This is a genomic window from Streptomyces sp. NPDC007346 (assembly GCF_040703535.1).
In the GTDB taxonomy this organism is placed as follows: domain Bacteria; phylum Actinomycetota; class Actinomycetes; order Streptomycetales; family Streptomycetaceae; genus Streptomyces.
This window is the reverse complement of record NZ_JBEYKR010000019.1, coordinates 24,569-49,517: the sequence shown is the minus strand read 5'-3', so window position 1 is coordinate 49,517 and position 24,949 is coordinate 24,569. Positions and strand designations below refer to the sequence as shown.

The 24,949-nt window shown below is 74.1% G+C and carries 13 protein-coding genes; 8 read left to right on the top strand and 5 right to left on the bottom strand.

Translation table 11 applies throughout. From position 1 onward, the window contains the following. Positions 1 to 83: 83 nt before the first annotated feature. Genes AB0917_RS08685 through AB0917_RS08675 form a run of 3 tightly spaced genes read left to right on the top strand, consistent with a single transcriptional unit; the run spans position 84 to position 7,785 of the window. Entirely contained in the window at positions 84 to 3,746 is a 3,663-nt protein-coding gene (locus AB0917_RS08685) for a CDP-glycerol glycerophosphotransferase family protein (RefSeq protein WP_366818768.1), read from the top strand. Further along, entirely contained in the window at positions 3,743 to 6,646 is a 2,904-nt protein-coding gene (locus AB0917_RS08680) for a CDP-glycerol glycerophosphotransferase family protein (RefSeq protein ID WP_366818767.1), read from the top strand. The genes AB0917_RS08685 and AB0917_RS08680 overlap by 4 nt, the downstream gene beginning before the upstream one ends. After that, entirely contained in the window at positions 6,643 to 7,785 is a 1,143-nt protein-coding gene (locus AB0917_RS08675; protein ID WP_366818766.1) for a glycosyltransferase, read from the top strand. Before AB0917_RS08680 ends, AB0917_RS08675 begins: the two co-directional genes overlap by 4 nt. A gap of 30 nt (positions 7,786 to 7,815) precedes the next feature. On the opposite strand, the gene AB0917_RS08670 is transcribed toward AB0917_RS08675, so the two are convergent. The 5 genes from AB0917_RS08670 to AB0917_RS08650 form a co-directional block, all read right to left on the bottom strand. After that, positions 7,816 to 10,065: a CDP-glycerol glycerophosphotransferase family protein gene (locus AB0917_RS08670; RefSeq protein ID WP_366818765.1), complete on the bottom strand. Its 2,250-nt coding sequence runs from the start codon at positions 10,063 to 10,065 to the stop codon at positions 7,816 to 7,818. Positions 10,066 to 10,348: 283 nt separating this feature from the next. After that, entirely contained in the window at positions 10,349 to 11,227 is an 879-nt protein-coding gene (locus AB0917_RS08665) for a carbohydrate ABC transporter permease (RefSeq protein ID WP_366818764.1), read from the bottom strand. Between the two features lie 100 nt (positions 11,228 to 11,327). Further along, complete coding sequence (locus AB0917_RS08660; protein WP_366818763.1) at positions 11,328 to 12,614, bottom strand: sugar ABC transporter permease; 1,287 nt, start codon at positions 12,612 to 12,614, stop codon at positions 11,328 to 11,330. Positions 12,615 to 12,732: 118 nt separating this feature from the next. After that, a complete protein-coding gene (locus tag AB0917_RS08655; RefSeq protein WP_366818762.1) occupies positions 12,733 to 14,094 on the bottom strand; it encodes an ABC transporter substrate-binding protein in 1,362 nt (453 codons plus the stop codon). Between the two features lie 279 nt (positions 14,095 to 14,373). Beyond that, positions 14,374 to 18,498 (bottom strand): FHA domain-containing protein, encoded by a 4,125-nt coding sequence (locus AB0917_RS08650; RefSeq protein WP_366818761.1) that lies wholly within the window; start codon positions 18,496 to 18,498, stop codon positions 14,374 to 14,376. A 523-nt stretch (positions 18,499 to 19,021) separates the two neighbouring features. Between AB0917_RS08650 and AB0917_RS08645 the strand changes: the two genes are divergently transcribed. The 5 genes from AB0917_RS08645 to AB0917_RS08625 all read left to right on the top strand — a co-directional run bounded on the left by AB0917_RS08645 (position 19,022) and on the right by AB0917_RS08625 (position 24,770). Continuing rightward, the gene (locus AB0917_RS08645) at positions 19,022 to 20,755 is read left to right on the top strand and encodes a serine/threonine-protein kinase (RefSeq protein ID WP_366818760.1); all 1,734 of its coding nucleotides are present in this window, start codon (positions 19,022 to 19,024) and stop codon (positions 20,753 to 20,755) included. A gap of 144 nt (positions 20,756 to 20,899) precedes the next feature. Further along, positions 20,900 to 22,147 carry a serine/threonine-protein kinase gene (locus tag AB0917_RS08640; protein WP_366818759.1) on the top strand — a complete coding sequence of 416 codons (1,248 nt, stop codon included), beginning with the start codon at positions 20,900 to 20,902 and terminating at the stop codon, positions 22,145 to 22,147. Between the two features lie 115 nt (positions 22,148 to 22,262). After that, on the top strand, positions 22,263 to 23,369 hold the full coding sequence (gene prfB / locus AB0917_RS08635) for a peptide chain release factor 2 (RefSeq protein WP_366818757.1): 1,107 nt from the start codon (positions 22,263 to 22,265) through the stop codon (positions 23,367 to 23,369). 517 nt (positions 23,370 to 23,886) lie between these two features. Further along, positions 23,887 to 24,534, top strand: coding sequence for a pentapeptide repeat-containing protein (locus AB0917_RS08630; RefSeq protein WP_366818756.1), 648 nt, complete (start codon positions 23,887 to 23,889; stop codon positions 24,532 to 24,534). Further along, on the top strand, positions 24,531 to 24,770 hold the full coding sequence (locus AB0917_RS08625) for an LPXTG cell wall anchor domain-containing protein (protein ID WP_366818755.1): 240 nt from the start codon (positions 24,531 to 24,533) through the stop codon (positions 24,768 to 24,770). Before AB0917_RS08630 ends, AB0917_RS08625 begins: the two co-directional genes overlap by 4 nt. Positions 24,771 to 24,949 lie beyond the last annotated feature (179 nt).

The window sequence follows — 24,949 nt, the reverse complement described above, 5'->3', positions numbered from 1 at the left end:
CCGCGTCTCCCTCATGCCTCACCCCCCGCCCCCCTTGAGGGGCATCCCCCGATGTCGTCCGCCCGGAAGGATCGTGCGCTGCGATGGCACCCCGTCTCACCGTCGTCGTCCCCCTCTACAACGTCGAGGAGTACCTCGGTGCCTGCTTGACCTCGCTCGCCGAACAGACCATGGCGGACCTGGAGGTCGTCCTCGTCGACGACGGCTCCACGGACGAAGGACCCGCGCTGGCCCAGGAGTTCGCCGACCAGGACCCCCGTTTCCGGCTGATCCGCCAGGAGAACGCCGGGCTGGGAGCGGCCCGCAACGCCGGGGTGCGCGAGGCGCACTCCGCTGCGGAGTTCCTCACCTTCGTCGACAGCGACGACGTCGTGCCCCCCGGCGCGTACGAGCGCATGCTCGCCGAACTCGACCGCTCCGGCTCCGACTTCGCGACCGGCAACGTCCTGCGGCTGCGGCCGAACGGGACGCTCGAACAGTCCCCGATGTTCCGCAAGCCGATGGAGAAGGCCCGCCCGGCCACCCACGTCACCCGGGACTGGGTCCTGCTGGGCGACCGCATCGCCTGCAACAAGGTGTTCCGCCGCACCTTCTGGGACGAGCACGCCTTCGCCTTCCCGACGGGCGTGCTGTACGAGGACATCGCCGTCGTCCTGCCCGCCCACTTCCTGGCCCGCTCGGTCGACGTCGTCGAGGAGCCCGTCTACCACTGGCGCGACCGGGACGGCTCGATCACCACCCGCCGGGCCGTTCCCCGGGGCATCCGCGACCGGGTCACCGCCGTCACCGCCGTCAGCGGCTTCCTCGCCGGCCGCCCCGGCCTGGCCGAGGCCAGGCGCCGCTACGACGCGCACGCGCTCTCCGGCGACCTGTGGCTGTTCATCGAGGCCCTGCCGGACGGCGACGAGGAGTTCCACGAAGCCTTCCTCGACCACGCGGGGGCCTTCGCCGCCACCGTCGAACCCGCCGTCCTGGCCGGCCTGCCCCTGGACCTGCGGGTCAAGTGGCAGCTCATCCGGGAGCGCCGGCTCGCCGAACTCCTCGCCCTGCTCGCGGACGAGAAGGGCGGGAACGGCGGTAGGGGTGGGTCCGGCGGGAACGGCGGGAACGGCGGGAACGGCGGGAGTGGCAGTCGGGGTGGGAGCGGCGAGAACGGCGGGAGTGGCAGTCGGGGTGGGAGCGGCGCGAGCGACGGTAAGGGCGGGAGCGGCGAGCGGTACGGCCGGGACGCCTTCCACGTACGCGGGCTCCTGCGTCCCCGCGCCCACCACCCCGCCGTCCGCGACCCGCTGCCGTCCGCCGTCACCGCCCTCACCCCCGTCGACCTGCCCGTCCACGCCCACCTCACCGAGGCCGTGTGGCGCGACGGCCGGTTGCGGCTGACCGGGTACGCCTACGTACGCAACGCCCCGGGCGGCCCCCCGCGCCTCGGCTGGCTGCGGTCCGGGAAGCGGCTCGTCCCGCTGCGCCTGCGCCCGCGCCCGGCAGGCGGCGACGAGGCCACCGCCCGCTCCGGGCACTCCCTGCACCGGTACGCCCGCGCCGGGTTCGAGGCCGTCGTCGACCCGCGCACCCTCGCCGCCGGGGCCGGGGCCGGGCGTACGACCTGGAAGCTGGAGTCCGTCCTGTTCGGCGCAGGCCGCGTCCGCCGGGGGCCGATGCGGCTGACCGGCACCCCGGCCCCGCCCGCCGCCCTGTACACCGACGAGCGGACCCGCGTCGTGCCCGTCCTCTCCGGCAACAAGCTGGAGCTGCGCACCGAACGTGTCGCCGCCGTCCTCACCGGACAGTCGGCCGTCGACGGCTCCCTGCGCCTCGAAGTGAAGGTGCTCGACGACGACGGGCCGGTCGTGCTGCGGTTGACCGAGTGGCGCACCAAGGAGACCCAGGAGTTCGCCCTGCGCGGCTCGATGGGGTCCCGGGCCGCCGACATCCCGCTCAGCGCCTTCCGGGGGGCCGACGACCTCTGGGGCGTACAACTGGTCGGCGGCAAGAGCCGGTTGACGGTCGCCGCCCGTACCGACGCCAAGGGCGGACGCTATCCGCTCCCCGGCGGCCGTGAGCTGTACGCGGCCCCGAACCCGTCCGGCGACCTCGTCCTCACCGACCGGGCCGTGCAGCCCGTCGTCGCCTCCGTGGCCTGGTCCGAGGACGGGGAGCTGGTCCTCGACGGGGCCTTCCCGGAGCCGTCCGGCACCATCGGCGAGCTGGTGCTGCGCCACAGCGGCCACCACGAAGAGGCGGTCGCCCGAGCGGAGTTGGGCGAGGGCGGCCAATTCCGTGGTGTCGTCCGCCCCGCCGCCGTCGACGGTCCGGGCGGACCGCTGCCGCTCGCCGAGGGGCGCTGGTACCTCTTCCTCCGCGAGCCGGGCGAGCGCGACCCCGACGCGTACCGGCCGCTGCGCCTGGCACCCCCGCTCCACGCCCGCCTCCCCCTCCAACAGGAGCTGAAGGGACGGCCGTTCACCCTTCAGCGCCGCCACCACGACCGGCTCGTCCTGGAGTCGGGCAGCGCCCTGCCGGTCACCGAGCAGGGCCCGTACGGGCAGCGGACGCAGCGCGAGCGGTACGCCGGACTCCGCGCCACCACCCGGGGCCAACTGCGCCCGGCCGCCCTCTACTCCAGCTTCGACGGCCGCCAGTTCTCCGACTCGCCCCGAGCCGTCCACCGCGAACTGGCCGCCCGCCGACCGGACATCGAGCACCTGTGGGTGGTCCGCGACCAGCAGGCGGCGGTGCCGGAGGGCGTGCGCGCCATCGCCCTGCACAGCGCCGAGTGGTACGAGGCGCTCGCCCGCAGCCGCTGGATCGTCACCAACACCCACCTGCCGCAGTGGTTCGAGCGGGCCGAGGGCCAGTACGTCGTCCAGACCTGGCACGGCACCCCGCTCAAGCGCATCGGCCGCGACCTCGCGGGCACCCCGCACGCGGACGCCGCCTATATGGCCTCCATGGAGCACCGGTCCGCCCAGTGGAGCGTGCTCGTCTCCCCGAACAGCTTCTCCACCCCCGTCCTGCGCCGCGCCTTCGGCTACTCGGGCGAGGTGCTGGAGTGCGGCTACCCGCGCAACGACCTGCTGTACGCGCCCGACCGGGCGAAGGTCGCCACCGCCGTACGGGAGCGGCTCGCGATCCCCGAGGGGCGGCGCGTCGTCCTGTACGCACCTACCTGGCGCGAGGACCGGCCCCGGCAGGGCGGGCGGTACGACCCCGGCCTCCAACTCGACCTGGACCGGGCCCGCGAGGCCCTCGGCGACGACCACGTACTCCTGGTGCGCCACCACTACCTCGTCGGCGGCAGCGTCCCCGACACCGACTTCGTGCGGGACGTCTCACGCCACCCGGACATCGCCGAACTGCTGCTGATCAGCGATGTCCTGGTCACCGACTACTCCTCGGTCATGTTCGACTTCGCGCAGACCGGCCGCCCGATGCTCTTCCACACCCACGACCTGGCGCACTACCGGGACACCCTGCGCGGCTTCTGCTTCGACTTCGAGCACCGGGCCCCCGGGCCCCTGATCCCCGGCTCCCCGGAGCTCGTGGACGCACTGCGCGACCCCGAGGCCGCCGTCGCCGGGCACCGGGAGGCGTACGAGTGGTTCCGGGAGGCGTTCTGCGATCTCGACGACGGGAGCGCGGCCGTGCAGGTCGCCGACCGGATGCTCAAGGACGGCGCGGGGCTGGAACAGGACGACCCGGCCCCCCAGCAGGACGGCTCCGGGCCCGAGGGGAACCAGGCATGAACGACTTCACCTGTGTGATCACCAGCGGCGAAAAGAGCGGGAAGAGCGGGAAGAGTGGGAAGAGCAAGGACGACGCGAGGAACGGGGACGGTGGTGAGGGCTCGGGCGGCCCCGAGGCCCTGCGCGCCTCCGTGGAGTCCGTCCTCGGCCAGTCGTTGCGCGGCAGCGAGGCCCTCGTCGTCCTGGCCCCCGGCGCCGACGCGCCCACCCGCTCCACCGCCCGCGCCCTGGCCGACGCCGCCCCCGACCGGATCCGCCTGATCCACGCCGACCCGGCCGCCCGCACCACCGGAGCCCTGCGCAACGTAGGCCTGGACGTGGCCACGGGCCGGTACGTCCTGGTGCTCACCCCCGGCGAGCGCCTCCACCGCCACGCCTGCCGCAACCTCTGGCAGGCGGGCGAACGCAGCCGCGCCGACCTGGTCGCCGGGCGGTGGAGCCGGACCGTGGGCGAGGGCGGCAAGGAGCAGGAGCCGCCCTGGCAGGACGAGCTGTACGCCCGCTCCCGTACCGTCACCCGGTTCGCCGAGGCGCCCCAACTCGTCGTCCGGGACGCCCTGGTGACCGGGTTCTGTCTGCGCCGGGAGGCCGTCTCGCGCCACGGGCTGCGGTACGAGGAGGAGTCGGCCCACGGCGAGATCCTCTTCGGCCCCCTCGCCGCTGCGGCCGTCGGGCGGATCGCCCTGGTCCGGCGGCTCATCGTGACCGGCCGGGCCGTACCCGACCGGGCCCGCGACCTCGCCGCCCTGGTGGAGGCCCACCGCCGGGTCGCGGCAGACCTGGACGCCCGGGGACTGCCCGAGCTGCGCGAGGAGCGGGAGCGGGCCTTCGTACGCGACCACCTGGTGCCGCTGGCCCGCTCCTTCCCCCGGCTCCCCGCCGCCCGCCGCGCCCGGGTCGCCGCCACGGCCGCCCGCGTCCTGACCGGCCCCGTACCGCAGGGGCTGCCGCCGCTGGAGCGGGTCGCGGCCACCCTGCTGGCCCGGGGCGACGCGGAGGGCGTCCTGACGGCGGCGTACGCGCTGAGCCGGCCCGCGACCCTCTGCGCCCCGGTGGTCGCCGGGGCGGACGGGCGGGTGGAGTGGGACGACCGCTGCCGCGTCGACGTCACCGAACTCGGCCACCAGTACCGCCGGTTCGGCGGGGCCCGGCTGATGAACCGGCTCACCCGCTGCACCGCCGAGCACGGTCGGCTGGTGCTGGAGGGCCGCCTCGTGCTGCCCCCGCACACCGCCCCCGACGCCCCCTTCACCGCCACCCTGGAGTTCCGGGCCCGGGGCGGGGCGCGCGCCGTCGCGTTCCCGGTGGAGGAGGTACGGCGCGAGGGGAACGGGATCACGTGGGGGGCGCGCGCCGACGTCACCCGCCTCCTGCGCCCCATCGGCCTCCGCGACACCGCCTGGGACGCGCGGCTGACCGTGGAATCCGGCGGGGTGCGGTCCGTCAGCGATCTCTTCGGCCCGCAGGACCTGGTGGACGGGGCGGTCCGGTTCGCCGCCCGCCCCCGGCTCGGGCGGCTGGCCGGGGACGCCTGGGAGCCCTACATCACCCTCAAGGACCACCTGGCCCTCCGCCTCACCGCCCGTCGCCGCCCGGCCCGGACCACCCGGAGCCTGGTGCGGTACGCCACCCGCTTCCGCCCCGCCCGCAAGGCGAAGCTCCTGGTCCGCGCCGTACGCGGGCAGCTGGACCGCTACCGCTCCCGGGGCTTCAAGGTGAGCGTCTACAACACCTGGCTCATCCGGCTCCCCGCGCGCCGGGGCTCCGTCGTCTTCGAGAGCCACATGGGCCGCTGCTACGGCGACAGCCCGCGCGCCCTGCACGAGGAGATCCGGCGCCAGGGGCTGAAGCTCCACGCCACCTGGTCCTACGACACCTCCCCGGCCGGCTTCCCGGACGACGCCCGCCTCGTACGCCGCTGGTCCTGGCGGTACCTGTGGGCGCTGGCCCGCGCCGAGCACTGGGTCGACAACCAGGGCTTCCCCCAGCACCTGCGCAAGCCCGCCCGCACCACCTACCTCCAGACCTGGCACGGCTCGGCGTACAAACGCATGGGCTTCGACGAGACCCGCGTGCAGCTCCTGGCCGCCCCCCAGCGCGAACGGCTCCAGCAGGCCGTCCACCGCTTCGACCACTTCCTCGTCCGCTCCGAACGCGACGTGGCCACCCTCGCCCGCGCCTACCGGCTGCCCGAGGACCGGCTGCTGCGCACCGGCTATCCGCGCAACGACGCCCTGATCGCGGAGCGCGCCCGGAGCGAGAGCGAGGGGCGGCTGCCGCGCCCGCCGCTGGCCCGGGAGCTGGGGCTGGAGGACCACAGGAAGGTGGTCCTGTACGCGCCGACGTTCCGGGGCGGCCCGGCGGGCGGGAAGCAGGCAAGGCGCCGACTGCTCCTGGACGTACGGGAGTTCGCCGAGCGGTTCGGGGACACGTACACCCTCCTCGTCCGGGCGCACTACCTGGAGGCCGCCCGGCTGCCGCTCTGCCCGCCCGGCACGGTGATCGACGTCTCGCGCCACCACGACGTCAGCGAGATCCTCGCCCTGACGGACGTGCTGGTCACCGACTACTCCTCGATCATGTTCGACTTCGCGCTGCTGGACCGGCCCGTCGTCCTGTACGCCCCCGACCTCGACGCGTACGCCGCCGAGCGCGGCAGCTACTTCGACCTGCGGGAGAAGGCGCCGGGCCCGCTGACCGCGACACAGGAGGAGCTCTTCGCCGAACTGGCCGAGCTGAAGAAGTCCGACCTGCGGCACGCCTCCCGACGGGCCGCGTTCGCAGCGGAGTTCGGCGCCTACGACCGGGGAGACGCGGCCCGCCGGGTCGTCGCCGAGGTGTTCTCCGCCCGGGGCGCCCGCCCGACCGCCGACCGACACCACCAGGGGGCCGGCCGATGAGCCGTGACATCTTCATCGTCTCCAACAGCACCGACGAACTCGGCGGTGTCACCGCCTGGACGCACCAGAGCGCCCGCCTCTTCACCGAGCTGGGCCACCGCGTCCACACCATCGGCATCCACGCCTCCGACCGGAAGATGGCCCTGCCCGCGCACCCCGGCCACCCCGTCACCGCGCTCTACCCGGCCCACCCGCCGACGCCCTGGGCACCCCAGGGCGTGCGGGACCGCTTCCGCATCCCGAGCCGGCGGCGGGAGGCGGCCCGGGTCGCGGAGAAGCGGCGGGTCCTGGCCCACCTCTCGGAGCTCTTCGCCACCGCCCGGCCCGGCGCCGTTGTCATCGTCACCCAGGTCTGGGCGATGGAGTGGGTGGGGGAGGCCGACACCACCGGGCTGCGGGTCATCGGGATGAGCCACGAGTCCTACGACTACTCCCGCGCGAGCCACCGCTACCGCTGGATCAAGAACCACTACAGGGACATCGACCACTGGCTCGTCCTCACCGAGGAGGACGCCGACCGGTGGGCGGGCGACGGCTTCGACAACGTCGGCTTCCTCCCCAACGCCCTCGCCCGCCTGCCCGACGTCCCCTCCCCGCGCACCGGGAGGACCGTGGCGAGCATCGGCCGCCTCACCGACCAGAAGGGCATCGACCTGCTCCTGGACACCTGGGCCCTGGTCGCCCCGCAGCGCCCCGACTGGCGGCTGCGCGTGTACGGGACGGGCGAGGACGAGGAAGCGCTGAAGGCGCGGTGCACCGGCCTCGGGCTCGACGGGTCCGTGGAGTGGATGGGCCGTACGGACGACGTGGAGGCGGCCCTCGCCGACGCCTCCGTCTTCGTCCAGTCCTCCCGGGGCGAGGGCTTCCCGCTCGCGCTGCTGGAGGCGATGGCCAGCGGGGTGCCGTGCGCCGCCTTCGACTGCGCGCCCGGGGTCCGCGAGATCGTCCGGGACGGCGAGGACGGGCTCCTCGCCCCCGCCGGGGACACCGCCGCCCTCGCCGACCGGCTGCTCCGGCTGACCGGCAACCCCCGGCTGCGCGACGCGCTGGGCGCGCGGGCACGGTCGGGCGCCCAGCGGTTCTCCGAGCCGGAGGTGGGGCGGCGCTGGGAGGAGCTGTTCGCGTTCCTGGAGCGGTGAGCGGGCCCCCGCGGGTGGGGCCCGGTCGCCTCAGCCCGGCCCGACCCGCGCCCCCGCCGGGTTCTGCTGGGCCGGGACGAGAGTCCGCCGGGCCGAGGGCGAGAGGGGCGGCAGCCCGTCCGTCTCCCCGAGGAAGACCCGCCGCACCACGCGCTCGGCCGCGTTCCCGTCGTCGTACGGGCAGAACCGGGCCCGGAACGCCGCCCTCAGCTGCGCGGAGCGCGAGCCCCGCCAGTGGTCCGTGGCGAAGACGTCGAACAGCTCCTCCTGGCTGCGCGCGACGACGCCGGGCGGGAACGCCGTGATGTCGAAGTAGGTTCCCCGGGCCGCCTCGTACGCCTCGATGTCGTCCAGATGCAGGATCACCGGACGGTCCAGGTTGACGTAGTCGAACATCAGCGACGCGTAGTCCGTGATCAGCGCGTCCGAGGCGAGCACCGGTGTCTGCGGGCAGGGGTGGCCGGTCACGTCGATGATCCGGGGGTGACTCGTACGCGTACGGCCGCTGCTCCGGGGGGCCGCGTGGCCGGAGCCGTACCGGCGCGGCGCCCGCTCCAGGATCACGAACCGCGGGCCCAGGACCCGGATCAGCCGCTCCAGGTCGAGGCCGGGCCGCTGGACGCGCCGGTAGTCGCGGTGGACCGGGGCGTACAGGAGGGCCGTCGCGCCCGCCGGGATGCCGAGCGTCTCGCGGAGCCGCGCCACGTCGGCGGGGCCGGTGCGGTGGTAGACGTCGTTGCGCGGGGAGCCGTACTCCAGCGTCGTGTACGCGGACGGGTAGGCCCGCTCCCCCACGAGGGTGGAGTGCGGGTTGGCGGAGAGCGCGAAGTCCCAGGTGTCGACGGAGCGCAGCAGCTGCTCGAAGTCGGTGTCCCGGGCGGCGGCGGGCCGGTCCAGCAGGTCGGTGCCGACGGTCCTGAGCGGGGTGCCGCGGTGGGTCTGGAGGAGCGTCTGGCCGCGCCGCTTCACCAGCCGCCGGTCGAAGCCGGCGTTGTCGACGAGGTACGTGGAGCGGGCCAGGGCGCTCCAGTACGCGAAGGTGCCGGGCGTGAGGCGGCGGGTGGCGGTCGGCACGGTGTGGGCCTCGGCGGGGCGGCAGATCCACGCGGTCCGCAGCCCCGGGACGAGTTCGCGGGCCTTCGCCTCGATCGCGGCCGGGTGGCACGCGTACGCCCCGCCCCCGTGGGCGGCGAACACCGCGTCCCGGGGGCGCAGCGGCAGCCGGAGCTGGACGCGGTAGTGGGCCTGGAGCGCCGCGCCCCGCACCGCCCGGCGCAGGGCGGCGACGCTCCGCCGCAGCCCGTCGCCGAAACGGCGGCCCGCCGCCAGGGCCCGGTAGGTGCGGCGCGCGCCCAGCCACAGCAGGCCGTGGCGGAGCCGGGCGCGGCGGGGGACCGGGGCGCCGGGGGTGTGGTGGCGGCGGCAGGAGGCGGTGGCCCGGCGGAAGAAGGCGGCGCGGCTGGGGTGCGGGAGCCGGTCCCGGGAGGCGTGGACGGCGCAGAAGTGGTCGAGCATCCGGCGGAACAACACCGGTCTCCACGAGCCGAGTTCGGGGTGGGCGTCGAGGAACGCGAAGACCCGGTCGTACTGGTCGAAGATGTCGAAGTGCTTCTCGCTGGTGGTGGAGAGGATGTTGCCGCGCCGCCGCTGCCGGTAGGAGACGCAGACCGCGTCCAGGACCGCGATCGATCCGGCCGACATCAGCACCGGGTAGGTCCAGGGGGTGTCCTCGTAGTAGCCGGGCGGGAAGGTGAACCCCTCGGCCTCGACGAATGCCCGGCGGTACGCCTTGTTCCAGACCACCATGAGGAGTTGGAGCAGCTCGGGGCGGTCGGCCAGCCGGAAGGTGTCCGGGCCGCGCTCGTCGAGCCGGTCCGCGAGGACGTTGCGGACGCTCCGGCCCGACCAGTACGTCCGCGCGTAGTCGTACATCAGGACGTCGGGGTCGCCGGTCGCCCCGAGCCGGTCGGCGATGGTAAGGAGCGCCTCGGGCAGGAGCGTGTCGTCGCCGTCCAGGAAGATCAGGTAGTCCCCGGAGGCCCGTTCCATACCGGCGTTGCGGGCCGGTCCGAGGCCGGAGTTGCGGGGCAGGTGGAGCGCGGTGACGCGGGGGTCCCGGCGGGCGTACTCGTCGGCGATCGGCCCGCAGGCGTCCGGGGAGCAGTCGTCGACCACGACGATCTCGAAGTCCTTGAAGGACTGGCTCAGCACGGAATCCAGACACGCGTGCAGATACGCCTGGACCCGGAATGCGGGCACGATGACAGTGAACCGGGGCACTACACATCCATGGGTCGTTCGCGGGAACCAGGTGGCCCGCAAACGTCGGATGGAATGACAGGGTTACGCCGGACGTGGCATTCGGGCGAAGTGCGCGGCGAAACGGCCCGGTTCCGGGGAACCGGGCCGCTCCGGGTTGACGTACGGCTGTGCGGTGCCGCCGTACGGGCGTGCGTGGCGTGGTCCGCGTGAATCGCCCGTACGAGTCGCCCGACGGGCCGTCCGGACGGGCCGTCCAGACGGGCCGCCCGTACGAGTCGCCCGTGCGGGCGTGGTTACGGGGCTACTTGACCGCCCCCGCCATCACGCCGGAGACGAACTGCCGCTGGAAGGCGAAGAACACCGCCAGCGGGATCACCATCGACACGAAGGCGCCCGGCGCCAGGACGTCGATGTTGTTGCCGAACTGGCGTACCTGCTGCTGGAGCGCCACGGTGATCGGCGGCGAGTCGGAGCTCGCGAAGATCAGCGCCACCAGCATGTCGTTCCACACCCACAGGAACTGGAAGATCCCGAGCGAGGCGATGGCCGGACCGCCCAGCGGCATCACGACCCGGGTGAAGAGACGGATCTCGCCCGCCCCGTCGAGCCGTGCGGCCTCCAGCAGTTCGCGCGGGATCTCCGCGAAGAAGTTCCGCAGCAGGAAGATCGCGAACGGCAGCCCGAACGCCGTGTGGAACAGGACCACCCCGAGCGTCGTCTCGAAGATCCCGATGGTGCCGAAGAGTTCGGAGACCGGGATCAGCGCGACCTGGACGGGGACCACCAGCAACCCGACGACCAGCAGGAACCACCAGTCGCGGCCGGGGAAGTCCATCCACGCGAAGGCGTATCCGGCGAGCGAACCGATCACCACCACCAGCACGGTGGACGGCACGGTGATCATGATGGTGCTGAGGAGGGAGCCGGTGATCGTCGCATTGTCCAGCAGGCGCTGGTAGTTGTCGAAGGTCAGCTCGGAGGGGGCGGTGAAGATCTTCCACCAGCCGGTCGCGGCGATGTCCTCGGGTCCGCGCAGCGAGGAGAGGAACAGGCCGATCGTCGGCATGATCCAGAACAGGGCGACCAGGATCAGGAAGACCCGCATCACCCCGCCGCCGGCGCGCGCCGCGATCCGGGCGCCGAGGGACCGCTTGGCCTTGCGGGTCTCGGGTGTGGTCATCGCCGCCCCTCCTTCCTCATCCGCCGGATGTTGCTGTCTCTTCCCGGGGGGCGACCCCCGGGCCCCCGGCCGGGAGGCGTCACGGGGCTGGCCGGTTCCGTCATCGCCGCCCCTCCTTCCTCATCCGCCGGATGTTGAACAGCATCACCGGGAGCACCAGCAGCAACAGCAGCACCGCGATGGCGCTCCCGATGCCCAGATCGGCGTCCGTGCCGAAGGAGGACCGGTACAGCTGGAGGGCCAGGACGTTGGCGTCGTCCTGGGTGGAGCCCGGCGCGATGATGAAGACCAGGTCGAAGACCTTCAGCACGTTGATCATCAGCGTCACCGTCACCACCGCGAGGACCGGGGCCAGCATCGGCACGGTGATCCTGCGGAACACCTGCCACTCGTTGGCACCGTCCACCCGGGCGGCCTCCAGGAGTTCGCGCGGCAGGCCGGCCAGACCGGCCGCGATCAGCACCATCGCGAACCCGGCCCACATCCACACGTAACTTCCGATGATCGCGGGGGTGACGAGCGTCGGGCCGAGCCAGTCGACGCCGTTGTAGGGCTCGCGGAAGTTGTCTGCGGGCAGGCGCAGTTGGGCCCCGTCGGCCGACGCGGGCAGGGTGAACACCCCGTCGGCCCCGGCGGTCGCCGTGGCGATGACCCTGCCGTCCCTGACCGCCTCCACCGTGAGCCCCTTCAGGCCCAGCTCCTGGGGGTCGACGACATTGGGTTTCCCGCCCCCGCCCCGGGTGAAGTCCAGCCAGGCCGTGCCGGTGATCTCGTCGCCGTCCGCGACCGGGTCCGCCTTCGCCGGGCGGGCGTCGCCGGGCATCTTGCCGGGGGCCACGCCGACCAGCGGCACCCGGACGGCCTCCCCGGCCCGTACCGGCTCCTTGGAGACGTACGCCCCGCCCTCGCCCTTCTCCAGCGGGTGCACGGGCAGCGGGCGCGCCTTGGGGAAGCCGGCCGACTCGCTGAACGTGTCGTGCACGCTCACCGCGACGGCGTTGGCCACCCCGCGCTCGGGCGCCTGGTCGTAGACGAGGCGGAAGATGATGCCCGCCGCCAGCATCGAGATCGCCATCGGCATGAAGACGATCAGCTTGAACGCCGTGCCCCAGCGGATCCGCTCGGTCAGCACCGCGAAGATCAGGCCCAGCGCGGTCGCGACGGTCGGGGCGAACACCACCCAGATCGCGTTGTTCTTCACCGCGGTGAGGATCGTGTCGTCGGTGAACAGCGCCTTGTAGTTGTCGAGCCCGGCGAAGCCCGTACCGGCCTGGTCGAGGAACGACCGGTAGACCGAGTAGCCGATCGGATAGAGCACCAGGGCGCCGAGCAGTACGAGGGCGGGCAGCAGGAACACCGCCGCGATGGCCCGGCGGGTCCCGGTCACGCTCCGGCGGGACGCCGTCCTCGGCTCCGGGGGCGGTGGGCTTCCGGCCGCCGGGCGCGGATGCGGGTCGGCGGGGGGCACCGCACCGGCGCCCCCCGCGTTCGTGGTGGCCACCGCGTCAGCTCTTGTACGCCTTGGCCGCTTCGGACTCCAGCTTCTGCTGGGCCCCCGCGATGTCCTTCGGGTTCTTCAGGAAGTCCTGGAGGATCTTCCACTCACCCTTCCCGGGCGTCCCGCCGAACGACTGCGGGGCCTGGTCGGACATGTCGAAGCGGACGTCGTCACCGGCCTGGACGAGCGCCTCGGCCATCGTGCGCTGCACGTCGTTGGGGTACGCGGCCGAGTCCAGGTTCTTGTTCGGCGAGATGAACCCGCCCGCCTCGGCCCAGATCTTCGCCGCGTCCACCGAGGCCAGCCACGTCAGCAGCGCCTGGGCGCCCTTGCTGTCCTTCAGCGCCACGGCGGCGTCGCCACCGGTCACCACGGGGGAGTCCGCGCCGACCGCCGGGAACGGGAAGACCTTGGCGTCCGTACCGATCTCCGCCTCGGTCTGCGCGATGTTGACGGAGACGAAGTCGCCCTCGAAGACCATGGCGCCCTTGGGCTGGTCACCGCCGGTGAACGTCTGGGTCACCGAGGTCGGGAACTCCGTCTGGAGCGCCCCGTCCGCGCCGCCCGCGATCAGCTCCGGCCTGCCGAACAGCTCGGCCAGGGTGGTCAGCGCGTCCTTGACGGACGGGTCGGTCCACGGGATCTCGTGCTGCGCCAGCTGGTCGTACTTCTCCGGGCCCGCCTGGGAGAGGTAGACGTTCTCGAACCAGTCGGTGAGCGTCCAGCCGTCGGCGCCCGCCACGGAGACCGGGGTGACGCCGGAGTCGGAGATGGTCTCCGCGGTGGCGATGAAGTCCTTCCAGGTCTCCGGCTCGGCCGCCCCCGCGTTGTCGAAGGCCGCCGCGTTGTACCAGATCAGGGACTTGTTGGCGGCCTTGAAGTAGACGCCGTACTGGGTGCCGTCCACGGCCCCGAGGTCCTGCCAGACCTGGGCGTAGTTCTTCGTCAGCTGGGCCTTCGCCTCCTCGCCGACCGGCTTGGCCCACTTCTTGGCCACCGCCTGCTGGACGGCGCCGACCTGCGGGATCATCGCGACGTCCGGGGGCTGGCCGCCGGCGATCTTCGTACCGAGGAAGTTGACGATCGGGTCCTGGGCCGGGACGAAGGTGACCTTCGCGCCCGTACGCTTCTCGAACTCGCCCAGCACCTTGGTGAAGTTGGCCTGCTCGGGTCCCGTCCAGACCGCGGCGACGGAGATGTTCTCCCCGTCCAGCTTCGGCAGGGTGACCGTGGGCACGCTGTCCGTGCCCTTGCCCGCACCGTCGTCCGACTTGTCCGCGCCGCCGCCGTCCCCGCAGCCGGTCAGCGCCAGAGCGCCGACCGCCGTGAAGACGAGTGCGGCCCTGCGTATGGAAAGGGTTGTACGCATTCCTGCCCCGTCTCTTCCGTACGCGCCCGACCACGTCGTCGTCGCTCGGGCTGCGTCGTCCGTGCGCACAGTCCTACGCCCGGTGCACGGGCCCCGCAATACCGACGCCCGGCCCAACACGCTGATCGTGATGGGCTCGTGACGTCGCGTCAGGGAATGCCGGGAAAAGGAGCGGAATGAGGTGAGGGACGGGCGGGCAGGGGCAGGAGGGACAGGAGTGGCAGGGGTGTCGGGCCCGGGGAGGGTGTGGTCAAGGCCCCGCCGGGTGCGGTGCGGGGCTCACGTCGGGAACGGGATCAGCGGGGGCAGCCGCTCGGCGTTCACCGAACGGGCCGCGCGCTCCAGGGCGCTGGCGAGCAGCGCCAGGTCCGTGGGCCCGTTGCCCAGCTCGCGGACCGGGCGGCGGGTCGGCGGATCGCCCATCCGCTCCCACTCCAGCGGGATGACGGTGGGCCGCAGCGTCGCCGTACGCGGGATGCGGCCCGTGACCCGGCCCCCCTGGAACGGGGTCACCCGGCCGTCCGGGTGCCCCAACCGGCCGCGCCCCGGGGCCGGTTCGTCCGGGGAGGGCGGCAGGACCGGGGCGTCGAGCACGATGCGCAGTCTCGCCCCCCGGGCCAGCTCGGTGTCCTCCGTGCGGTCCGGGCGCGCCGAGGTGGCGACCAGGTGCACCCCGAGCCGGCCGCCGTCCCGGGCCACGGCCTCCAGCGCCCGCACCACGGAACCGGCGGCGGGGCGGCCGGGGCTGCCGAGCCCCGGGGCGACCAGCGCGTCGAAGTCGTCGGCGAGCACGACCAGGCGCGGCAGCGGCGAGGGGCCCGGGTCCGACGCCCGCGCGGCGACCGTGCGCAGCCGCAGGGTCCCACTGGCCGGGGAGTCCAGGTCGCCCCGGCGCTCCGCACCGCTCGGGGGCCGCTGGCCCACGACGCGCCGGGACTCCTCCTGCCGGGCCGCCTTCTCCTGCCGGGCGTGCTGGGCGTGCCAGGCGGCGAAGTCCAGCGGGCCGAGCAGCTCGGCGCGGCGCTTCAGCTCGCCGCCCAGGGCCTGCGCGAACTCCCGCATCCGGACCGGGTCGGAGGCGACGAGGTGCGTGAAGACGTGCGGCAGCTCCGTACAGGGGAGCAGCCCCGGTGCTGAGCTGCCGCGCTCCTCGGGCTTGCCGCCGGCGCCGTCGACCAGCAGGATGCCGAGCCGGTCGGGCCGGGCGGCGGAGGCGAGGGAGGCGGCGACGGCCCGCAGCAGCTCGGTGCGCCCGCTGCCGGCGGGCCCCTCGATGAGCAGGTGCGGGCCCTCGTCGGCGAGGTCGACGCTGAGGGCGCCCTGGGGGCCGGCCCCGAGCACGAGCACGGGCCGCCCGGCGCGCACGGCCTGCGGTGTGCTGCCCGCCGACGCCTCACCGCCCTGCGGACCGACCCGGGGGGCGGTGCGGGCGGAGCCCCGGCTGTCCGACCCCGGGTAGGGGGTGCGGCCGGAGTCGCGGGCGTCCGTGCCGGGGTAGGGGGTGCGGCCGGAGCCCCGGGTGCCCGTGCCTGACGTGCCCGGGTGCGGTGTGCGGCCGGAGCCGTGCGGCTCGGCCGAGGGGTACGGCGTACGGCCGGAGCCCCGGCTCTCACCGGCCGGGTACGGCGTGCGCCCGGAGCCCCGGTCGTCCGTGTCCGGGGACAGGGTGCGGCTGGAGTCACGGCGGTCCGCCCCCGGATACGGCGTGCGCCCCGAGCCCCGGCTCTCGGCCGACGGGTACGGCGTACGGCCGGAGCTCCTGGCCTCGGCCCCTGGATACGGCGTCTCCGACCTCGGGTACGGCGTACGGCCCGTGTCCCGGTCGCCCGCCGACGGGTACGGCGTGCGCCCCGACGCCGGGGTGTCGGGGGAGCGGTGGCTGTCGGTGGCCGTGCGCTGGGGGCCGACGCGTGGGCCCGTGCTCAGCGTGCGGCCCGAGCCGGGGGACTCCAGGTCCGCCCGGGACGGGGGGACGGCCGCGGCCCGGGGCGCCGAGGCGCCCGGCTGCTCCTCGGCCGTGAAGGCCCAGCGGGCCATCAGCGACGCCGGGGTCGCCCGTGCCAGCCCCAGCTCGTCCAGCAGCCGGGCGGAGGGCGGCAGCGCCGCCGTCGTCGGGCGGCCCGCCAGCGCGGCCGAGCCCTCGTCGCGCAAGGGGGCCAGCGCCCGCCCGAACCGCTCGGCCCAGGCCGCCGACACCGCGTCCACCGCGGCCACCGTGCCGTGGCCCGCCGCCTGGCCGCCCGCCGTGCGCAGCAGGCGCAGCGCCGTGGCGACGTCGCCGCTGAGTATCGCGACCGCCCCGCACTCGCGGAAGGCGATGGAGGCCCGGCAGGCGGCGTCGTAGGTCGCGGCCACCGGGGAGGTGGGAGAGGCGGCCGGGGTCTCGGCCAGGCAGACCAGATGGATGCCGGCCGCCGCCCCCGCACCGGCGAGCCGGGCCGTGGTCTCGCGCAGCGCCGCCGTACCGGGGTCGCCGTCCAGCACGACCACCGTGTGCGGGCCCGTGTGGGCGCGGGCCGCCTCGGCCACCTCGGTCCGGTCCAGGTTGGGCCAGCCGGGGCCGAGCGGCCCCTCGTCGAGGCGGCGGACCAGCTCGGCCGTCCGGGCGGCCGCCTGCTCACGGTCGTACGCGAGGAGGAGCCGGCAGTCCTGGCCGTGCGTCGGGCGCAGGTGGGGCAGCCACCCCAGCCAGGACCACTCGCGCCGCCGCTCCTCCAATGAGCGGGAGCGGTCCGTGGAGATGAGCACGATCTCCAGGTCGAAGGGGGAGTGCAGCGCGGCGAGCTGCGCCACCGTGGCGCGGGCCAGCCCGGCCAGCCGGGCGCGCGGCCCGGCGAGACCCAGCGAACCGGCCTCCCGCAGCCCCACCGTCACGGGCACCGACGGCACATCGGCCCGGTCGGTCGTCCCGAGCCGCACCACCAGCGCCTCCGGGTGCCCGTCGTGGCGCTCCCAGAGCCGGGGCCCCGGGCCCAGCGCGGTCAGCAGCACGGCCGCCGGGTCCGGCCAGGTGCCCTCGGGCGCGGACGGCACGGCGGAGAAGGGGGAGAGCGGCGAGGCGGGGGTGGCGAGGTGGCGGTGCCCGGAGTCGCCGGAGGAGGCGTACGGGTCTGCGCCCGTGGCGTCGGGGGAGGCGGTGTGCGGGTGACCGGACGACGGGGTGGCCCCCGCCTCCTGCCACGGGTCCCGGCCCGGCCGCTCCGGCCCTCGCGCCTGCTCGCCCCTGCTTCCGCCGCCGCCCTTGAGCCGCCGGGCCCAGGCGCCTATGCCCCCGCGCCGGGGCGTCTCACCGGTGCCGAACTGCTCTCGGCCGCCGTGGGTGCGCTGACGCGGGGGCGCCGACGCCTCGGGGGCACCGTGCCCGGATTCGTCACCGGAGCCGCGACCGGGTTCGTAACCGGAGCCGGAGCCGCGACCGGATTCGTGACCGGCACCTGAGCCGGAGCCATCCCCGGAGCCGCGACCGGACTCGTAACCGGAACCGGAGCCACCCCCGCCCCCGGAGCCGCGACCGGAACCGGAGCCGCCCCCGGAGCCTTGGCCAGGCCCCTGCCCCCCGTACCCCGCCTGCTCCGAGCCGAAGGCGTAGGGCGACGGGCGCCCGTACGCGTCCCCCTGGCCGTCGTCGCCATTGCTGCCGCTGCTGCCGCCGCTGCCGCCGCCGTCGCTGCCGTGCGGGTGGGCCGCAGAGGGGGCCGCCGCGGCGGCGGACGCGCCGCCGGAGCGGTGGGGGACCGGGGCGTGCGGCTCCGTCTCGGCGCGGCTCACCCGCAGGTGGCCCTCGCCGTCCGGGGTCGTCGGCAGCGTCACCGTGCGCGGGCCCGCCGTGAGCCGGAGGGTCGATTCGCCGAGCCGCAGCAGGGCGCCGGGCGGGAAGCGGACGGGCCGGTCGCGGACCTCCGTACCGTCCAGAGAGGTGCCGTTCGTCGAGCCGAGGTCGGCGACCGAGACCCGGCCGTCCTCGGAGACCGTCACCGCGCAGTGCAGGCGCGACACGTCCGGGTCGTCCAGCGGGACATCGGCCTCGGCGGAGCGGCCGATCCGGATCTGCCCGCCGTGCAGCAGGTGGACCCCGCCCGCGTCCGGACCGGCGACCACGTGGAGCTGGGCCGGAGCGGCGTCGTCCGTCGCCTCCTCCTCGCCGGGGACCTGGAGCGAGAGCACCGCCCCGTCCACCAGCGGCGGCTCACCGAGGGGTATGCGCTGGGCGTCCAGCCGCTCCCGGCCGGCGAAGAGGACGACCGCCCCGCCGCTCTGGGAGCCCTCGGGCCCCGAGACGGCCTGGGCCAGGCCGGAGGCGACAGCGGCCAGAGCCGTCCCGGCGGGGGCGGTGACGAGCACGTCGCAGGCGCGCGCCGGGGTCTGGCCGCTGCGCGGCGCGAGGACGGTCAGCCGGATCTGCATCGCCGTCGGCGGTCCCTTCTGCGCGGGGTGCCCGGCCGGGGAAACGCCCTGTGATTCCCCCCACCCGGCACGGACAGGTCGTCCGTACAGGTCGTCACGGACCCCGGGCTTCCGGCCCGTCAGATCCGTCCTTGGAGGCATCCTCGCACCTGCCACTGACAACACGCCCGGCGGTCACCTTTGAATGATCTTGAATGGTCTGCTGTGGGCGCAAAAGTGCCTGCTTGCGTCCGGTTCCCGCCGCTCAGGAGCCGTTGCGAGGGCGGTCCGCCGCATCCCGGACGGGCTGACGGCACTGTTGTTCGAGCCTGCGATCCCCGAGCGTGGGCCCCGTGCGGCAACCATCTGTCCGATGTGCGCGTCTTCCCCCGGAACGCGCTCTCCGGGCCCCTTGTCCGACACCACCCCGGCCCCTTGTCCAGCGGCATTAGAGTGGGCCGGAACATGGGCCGGGGTATCGGCCCAGGGCATCCGGGCGGGCCCGGGGGACCGCAAGCACCACGATCAGCAGGGAGCGCATGACGTGCGGCCGGTAGGCAGCAAGTACCTGCTCGAGGAGCCGCTCGGACGCGGCGCCACGGGCACCGTCTGGCGAGCCCGCCAGCGGGAGACCGCGGGCGCCGAGGCGGCCGTCGCCGGTCAGCCCGGCGAGACCGTGGCGATCAAGGTCCTCAAGGAGGAGCTGGCCAACGACGCCGATGTCGTGATGCGGTTCCTGCGGGAGCGCTCGGTCCTGTTGCGGCTCACGCACCCGAACATCGTGCGCACCCGCGACCTGGTCGTCGAAGGGGACCTCCTCGCTCTGGTGATGGACCTGATCGATGGTCCCGACCTCCACCGCTACCTGCGCGAGAACGGCCCGCTCACCCCGGTCGCCGCGGCCCTGCTCACCGCGCAGATCGCCGACGCGCTCGCCGCCAGCCACGCCGACGGGGTCGTCCACCGCGACCTCAAGCCGGCCAACGTCCTGCTGGACGAGCGCGACGGCGGGATGACCCCGATGCTCACCGACTTCGGCATCGCGCGGCTGGCCGACTCCCCGGGCCTGACCCGGACGCACGAGTTCGTCGGCACCCCCGCCTATGTGGCCCCGGAGTCCGCCGAGGGCCGCCCGCAGACCTCCGCCGTGGACATCTACGGCGCGGGCATCCTGCTGTACGAGCTGGTCACCGGCCGCCCGCCGTTCGCCGGGGGCACCGCCCTCGAAGTCCTGCACCGGCACCTCAGCGAGGAGCCCCGCCGCCCCTCCACCGTCCCCGAACCGCTGTGGACGGTCATGGAGCGGTGCCTGCGCAAGGACCCCGACCAGCGGCCCAGCGCCGAGAACCTGGCCCGCGGCCTGCGTACGGTCGCCTCGGGCATCGGCGTCCACGCCGACTCCGCCCAGATCGCCGCCGCCGAAGGGGTGGGCGCCCTGCTCGCCCCCGACCCGGCGCCCACGGCCGTCCCGGAGGCGCCCGGAGCCGCCGACCCCACCCAGGTGCTGCCGAGCAACGCGGGCTCGTACGACCCCGCCGCCGCCACCAGCGTCCTCCCGCAGACCGCGGGTCCGGGCGGCCCTGGCTCCAACCAGGGACCCGGCGGCCGGGGACCCGGCAACCAGGGGCCCGGTGGCCATGCCGACCCGACCGCCGTCATGCCGCCCGTCCCGCAGGGCCCCGACGGGCCGCCGCAGCCGGACGGCCCGCACCCCTGGCAGTCGCAGCTCCAGGCGGCCCGCGACCGCAACGAGCAGACGCAGGTGCAGTACCTGGACCCGAGCCAGGACCCGCTGCGCCGCCGCCCCCAGCGCCAGGCGCCCCAGCAGCCTCCCCAGCGGCAGCAGCAGCCCCCGCAGCACAGGCAGCAGCCGCTCCAGCAGCAGTACCCGCATGCACAACAGCAGCAGCACCAGCAACAGCAGCCTCAGCGCTACCAGGCCCCGCCGCAGCAGCCCCAGCGGCAGCAGTACGCGCCGCAGCAGCCCCCGCAGCCGCAGCAGCCCCAGCCGCCCGCCCCGCGCGAGCCGCGTCCGCCCCGGCAGCGCAGCGCCAACCCGATGCGCATCCCCGGCCTCGGCTGCCTCAAGGGCTGCCTGTTCACCGTGGTGCTGCTGATCATCGCCGGCTGGCTCATCTGGGAGCTGACCCCGCTCCAGGACTGGGTCGCCCAGGGCAAGGGCTACTGGGAAGCGATCGGCGACGCCCTCGGCACGGTCACCGACTGGATCTCCAAGATCGGTGAGGCCACCGGTGACGGAGGTACGGACGGGGCCTGACGGCAACCCTGTCCCTTTGTCGACTTCTCCGGGCCTATTTGGCCCGGAGAAGTGCAGGTTGGCACCGTCCCGGGCACGCACCACCCCGAACGCCGCGTAACTTTGTCGACCGGGGGTCCACCGCCAGCCGCTGAGGGAGCAGTCTTGGCACGGAATATCGGCAGCCGGTACACGGCCCACCAGATCCTGGGACGCGGCAGCGCCGGCACGGTGTGGCTCGGCGAAGGGCCCGAGGGCCCGGTCGCCATCAAACTGCTCCGTGAGGACCTCGCGTCCGACCAGGAGCTCGTGGGCCGCTTCGTACAGGAGCGCACCGCCCTGCTCGGGCTCGACCACCCCAACGTGGTCGCCGTCCGGGACCTCGTGGTGGACGGCAACGACCTCGCCCTGGTCATGACCCTCGTACGCGGCACCGACCTGCGCACCCGCCTGGACCGCGAACGCCGCCTCGCCCCCGAGGCCGCCGTCGCGATCATCGCGGACGTCGCCGACGCCCTGGCCGCCGCCCACAAGGCCCAGGTGGTCCACCGGGACGTCAAGCCCGAGAACATCCTGCTCGACATGGAGGGCCCCCTCGGCCCCGGCGGCGCGCACCCGGCCCTGCTCACCGACTTCGGCGTGGCCAAGCTCATCGACACCCCGCGCCGCACCAAGGCGACCAAGATCATCGGTACGCCGGACTACCTGGCCCCCGAGATCGTCGAGGGCCTCCCGCCGCGCGCCGCCGTCGACATCTACGCCCTGGCGACCGTGCTGTACGAGCTGCTCGCCGGGTTCACCCCCTTCGGCGGCGGCCACCCGGGCGCGGTCCTGCGCCGCCACGTCACCGAGACCGTCGTCCCGCTCCCCGGCATCCCCGAGGAGCTGTGGCAGCTCCTGGTGCAGTGCCTGGCCAAGGCCCCGGCCTCCCGCCTGCGCGCCTCCGAGCTCGCCATACGCTTGCGGGAGCTGCTCCCGCTCCTCGCGGGCATCCCGCCGCTGGACGTGGACGAGCCCGGCGGCGACGAGGCGGAGCAGCAGGCCCCCGCGTACGACGAACAGCAGTACACCCCGTCCGCCGAGGAGCCCCGCCGCCGCGGGGCCGTCCCGCTGGTGCCGGGTTCCGCCCCGGACTCCAACCGGGACACCCATACGAGCATGCGCGTCCCCGCCCCCGACGAGCTGGCCGGCGGCCCCCTCGGCACCGCCCGCGCCCCGCGCGCCCCCGGAAAGCCGCGCCCCGGCTCCGCCCGCAACAAGGCGGCGGCCGTCCGCAAGCGCCGCATCACCCTGGGCGCCGCCGCCCTCCTGCTGTGCGCGGCCGTGGGGGTGGGCGGCTGGCTGGCCACGGGCGGCGGGGACGGGGATCCGACGCCCCAGGACAGCGAGAACTCGGCTCCCGCGATCCCGTAGAAGCCTTCCCGGGAAGGGTTCGGGGGAGGGCTGAGAGGCGGGTTCCGCGGCGGGGTGCCGGAACGGGTTCCCGGGGGAGGGCGAGCTTCATCCGCCATGCCGTTACGCTGGACCCGTGGCAGTCGTCGATATTTCCGAAGAGCTGAAGTCCCTCTCCTCGACCATGGGGTCGATCGAGGCCGTCCTGGACCTGGATGCGCTGAGGGCGGACATCGCCGCGCTCGAGGAGCAGGCAGCGGCACCGTCCCTGTGGGACGACCCGGACGCGGCCCAGAAGATCACCAGCAAGCTTTCGCACCTCCAGGCCGAGGTCCGCAAGACCGAGGCCCTGCGCAGCCGTATCGACGACCTCGGAGTCCTCTTCGAGCTCGCCGAGGACGAGGGCGACGCCGACGCGCTCGCCGAGGCCGAGACCGAGCTGGAGTCGGTGCGCAAGGCGCTGGACGAGATGGAGGTCCGCACCCTCCTGTCCGGCGAGTACGACGCCCGCGAGGCGCTCGTCACCATCCGCGCCGAGGCCGGTGGCGTGGACGCCGCCGACTTCGCGGAGAAGCTCCAGCGCATGTACCTCCGCTGGGCGGAGCGGCACAACTACAAGACCGAGGTCTACGAGACCGCGTACGCCGAAGAGGCCGGCATCAAGTCGACCACCTTCTCCGTCCAGGTCCCGTACGCCTACGGCACCCTCTCCGTCGAGCAGGGCACCCACCGCCTGGTGAGGATCTCGCCCTTCGACAACCAGGGCCGCCGCCAGACGTCCTTCGCGGGCGTCGAGGTGCTCCCGGTCGTGGAGCAGACCGACCACATCGAGATCGACGAGTCCGAGCTGCGCGTCGACGTGTACCGCTCCTCGGGCCCCGGCGGACAGGGCGTCAACACCACGGACTCCGCGGTCCGTCTGACCCACCTGTCGACCGGCATCGTCGTCTCCTGCCAGAACGAGCGCTCGCAGATCCAGAACAAGGCGTCCGCGATGAACGTCCTCCAGGCCAAGCTCCTCGAGCGCCGCCGCCAGGAGGAGCAGGCGAAGATGAACGCGCTCAAGGGCGACGGCGGCAACTCCTGGGGCAACCAGATGCGTTCGTACGTCCTCCACCCGTACCAGATGGTCAAGGACCTGCGTACGGAGTTCGAGATGGGCAACCCCGAAGCGGTCTTCAACGGCGAGATCGACGGTTTCGTCGAGGCGGGCATCCGCTGGCGCAAGCAGCGCGAGAAGTAGCCTCGGCCGTACGAAGGTTGGGCCCGGACAGGCAACTGTCCGGGCCCGTTCGCGTCGGGGCACCGCTGCGACGAGTTGGGGGGACGCTGTGCCCGATGCGTCACAGTCGTGCTGCCGAATAGCCGTCAAGAACCCTCATAAGGGTGTGTACTGCACACAACGGCCTTGACGGAATCCTTAACTCTGGCCAGGGTGCTAGAGCAGCATGCGTATGTCTGGGACAGGTGTGAACCGGGGGGCTGGCGGGGTGACCACGACACGACGTGGCCCTGCCGAGGCGATTCCCCGCAGGGCCGTGGCCCCGCATATGGCTGCTCCAATGACGAGATCAGCTACTGGGGGTAGCAACAGATGACGAAGAAGACGCGCGTTCGCGTCGCGCGGATAGCCGCGGGTGCGGTTATCGCAGCAGGTGCCTCGCTGACCGCCGCGGGCGCGGCGCAGGCACTGGAGATCGGGGTCGACGCCGGCTCCGGTACCGAGGTGACGATCCAGAACGACGCCAACCCGGCCGGCGGTGCCGACCAGGGCGGCGCGTCCGGCGAGAACCCCATCGGCGGTGCTGACCAGGGCGCTGACCAGGGTGGTGCTGACCAGGGCGGTGCTGACCAGGGCGGTGCTGACCAGGGCGGTGCTGACCAGGGTGGTGCTGACCAGGGCGGTGCTGACCAGGGCGGTGCTGACCAGGGCGGTGCTGACCAGGGTGGCGCTGACCAGGGCGGTGCCGATCAGGGCGGTGCCGATCAGGGCGGTGCCGATCAGGGCGGTGCTGACCAGGGTGGCGCTGACCAGGGCGGTGCCGACCAGGGTGGCGCTGACCAGGGCGGTGCCGACCAGGGCGGCAACGGCAATGGTGGCAACCAGGGTGGTGGCGACCAGGGCGGCAACGGCAACCAGGGTGGCAACGGCAATGGTGGCAACCAGGGTGGTGGCGACCAGGGCGGCAACGGCAACCAGGGTGGCAACGGCAATGGTGGCAACCAGGGCGGTGCCGACCAGGGTGGCGCTGACCAGGGCGGTGCCGACCAGGGTGGCGCTGACCAGGGCGGTGCCGACCAGGGTGGCGCTGACCAGGGCGGCAACGGGAACAACGGCGGCAACGGCAACAGCGGCACCACCGGCAACAACGGCGGCACCACCGGCTCCAACACCTCCGGTTCCGTGACCGGTGGCGACGACGCCTGCACCGTCGAATCCGGCGTGGTCGAGTGCGCCGACAACACGGGCCCCAACAGCGTCGGCAACCAGCCGGTCGAGCAGAGCAAGGGCAAGGAAGAGCTCGCCGAGACCGGTGCGGCCGAGACGACCTTCCTGGTCATCGGCGCCGCGACGATGATCGCCGGCGGCATCGGCTTCCGCATCCTGCCGCGTCTGGTCGGCGGCGGCCGCACGGTCGCCTAGGGTCTCGCGCGGACCCCGCTGACCACCGCGTACGGGCGCACCTGAACCCCGTACGGGGGTCGGCACGGCACAGCGAAGGGCCCGGGAGGCCGTACAACGCCTCCCGGGCCCTTCTGCGTGCTTCCTGTGTGCGCGAACCGCCTCCGGCGGCCGTACGCGGGCGCCCTCAGGCCCCCGCC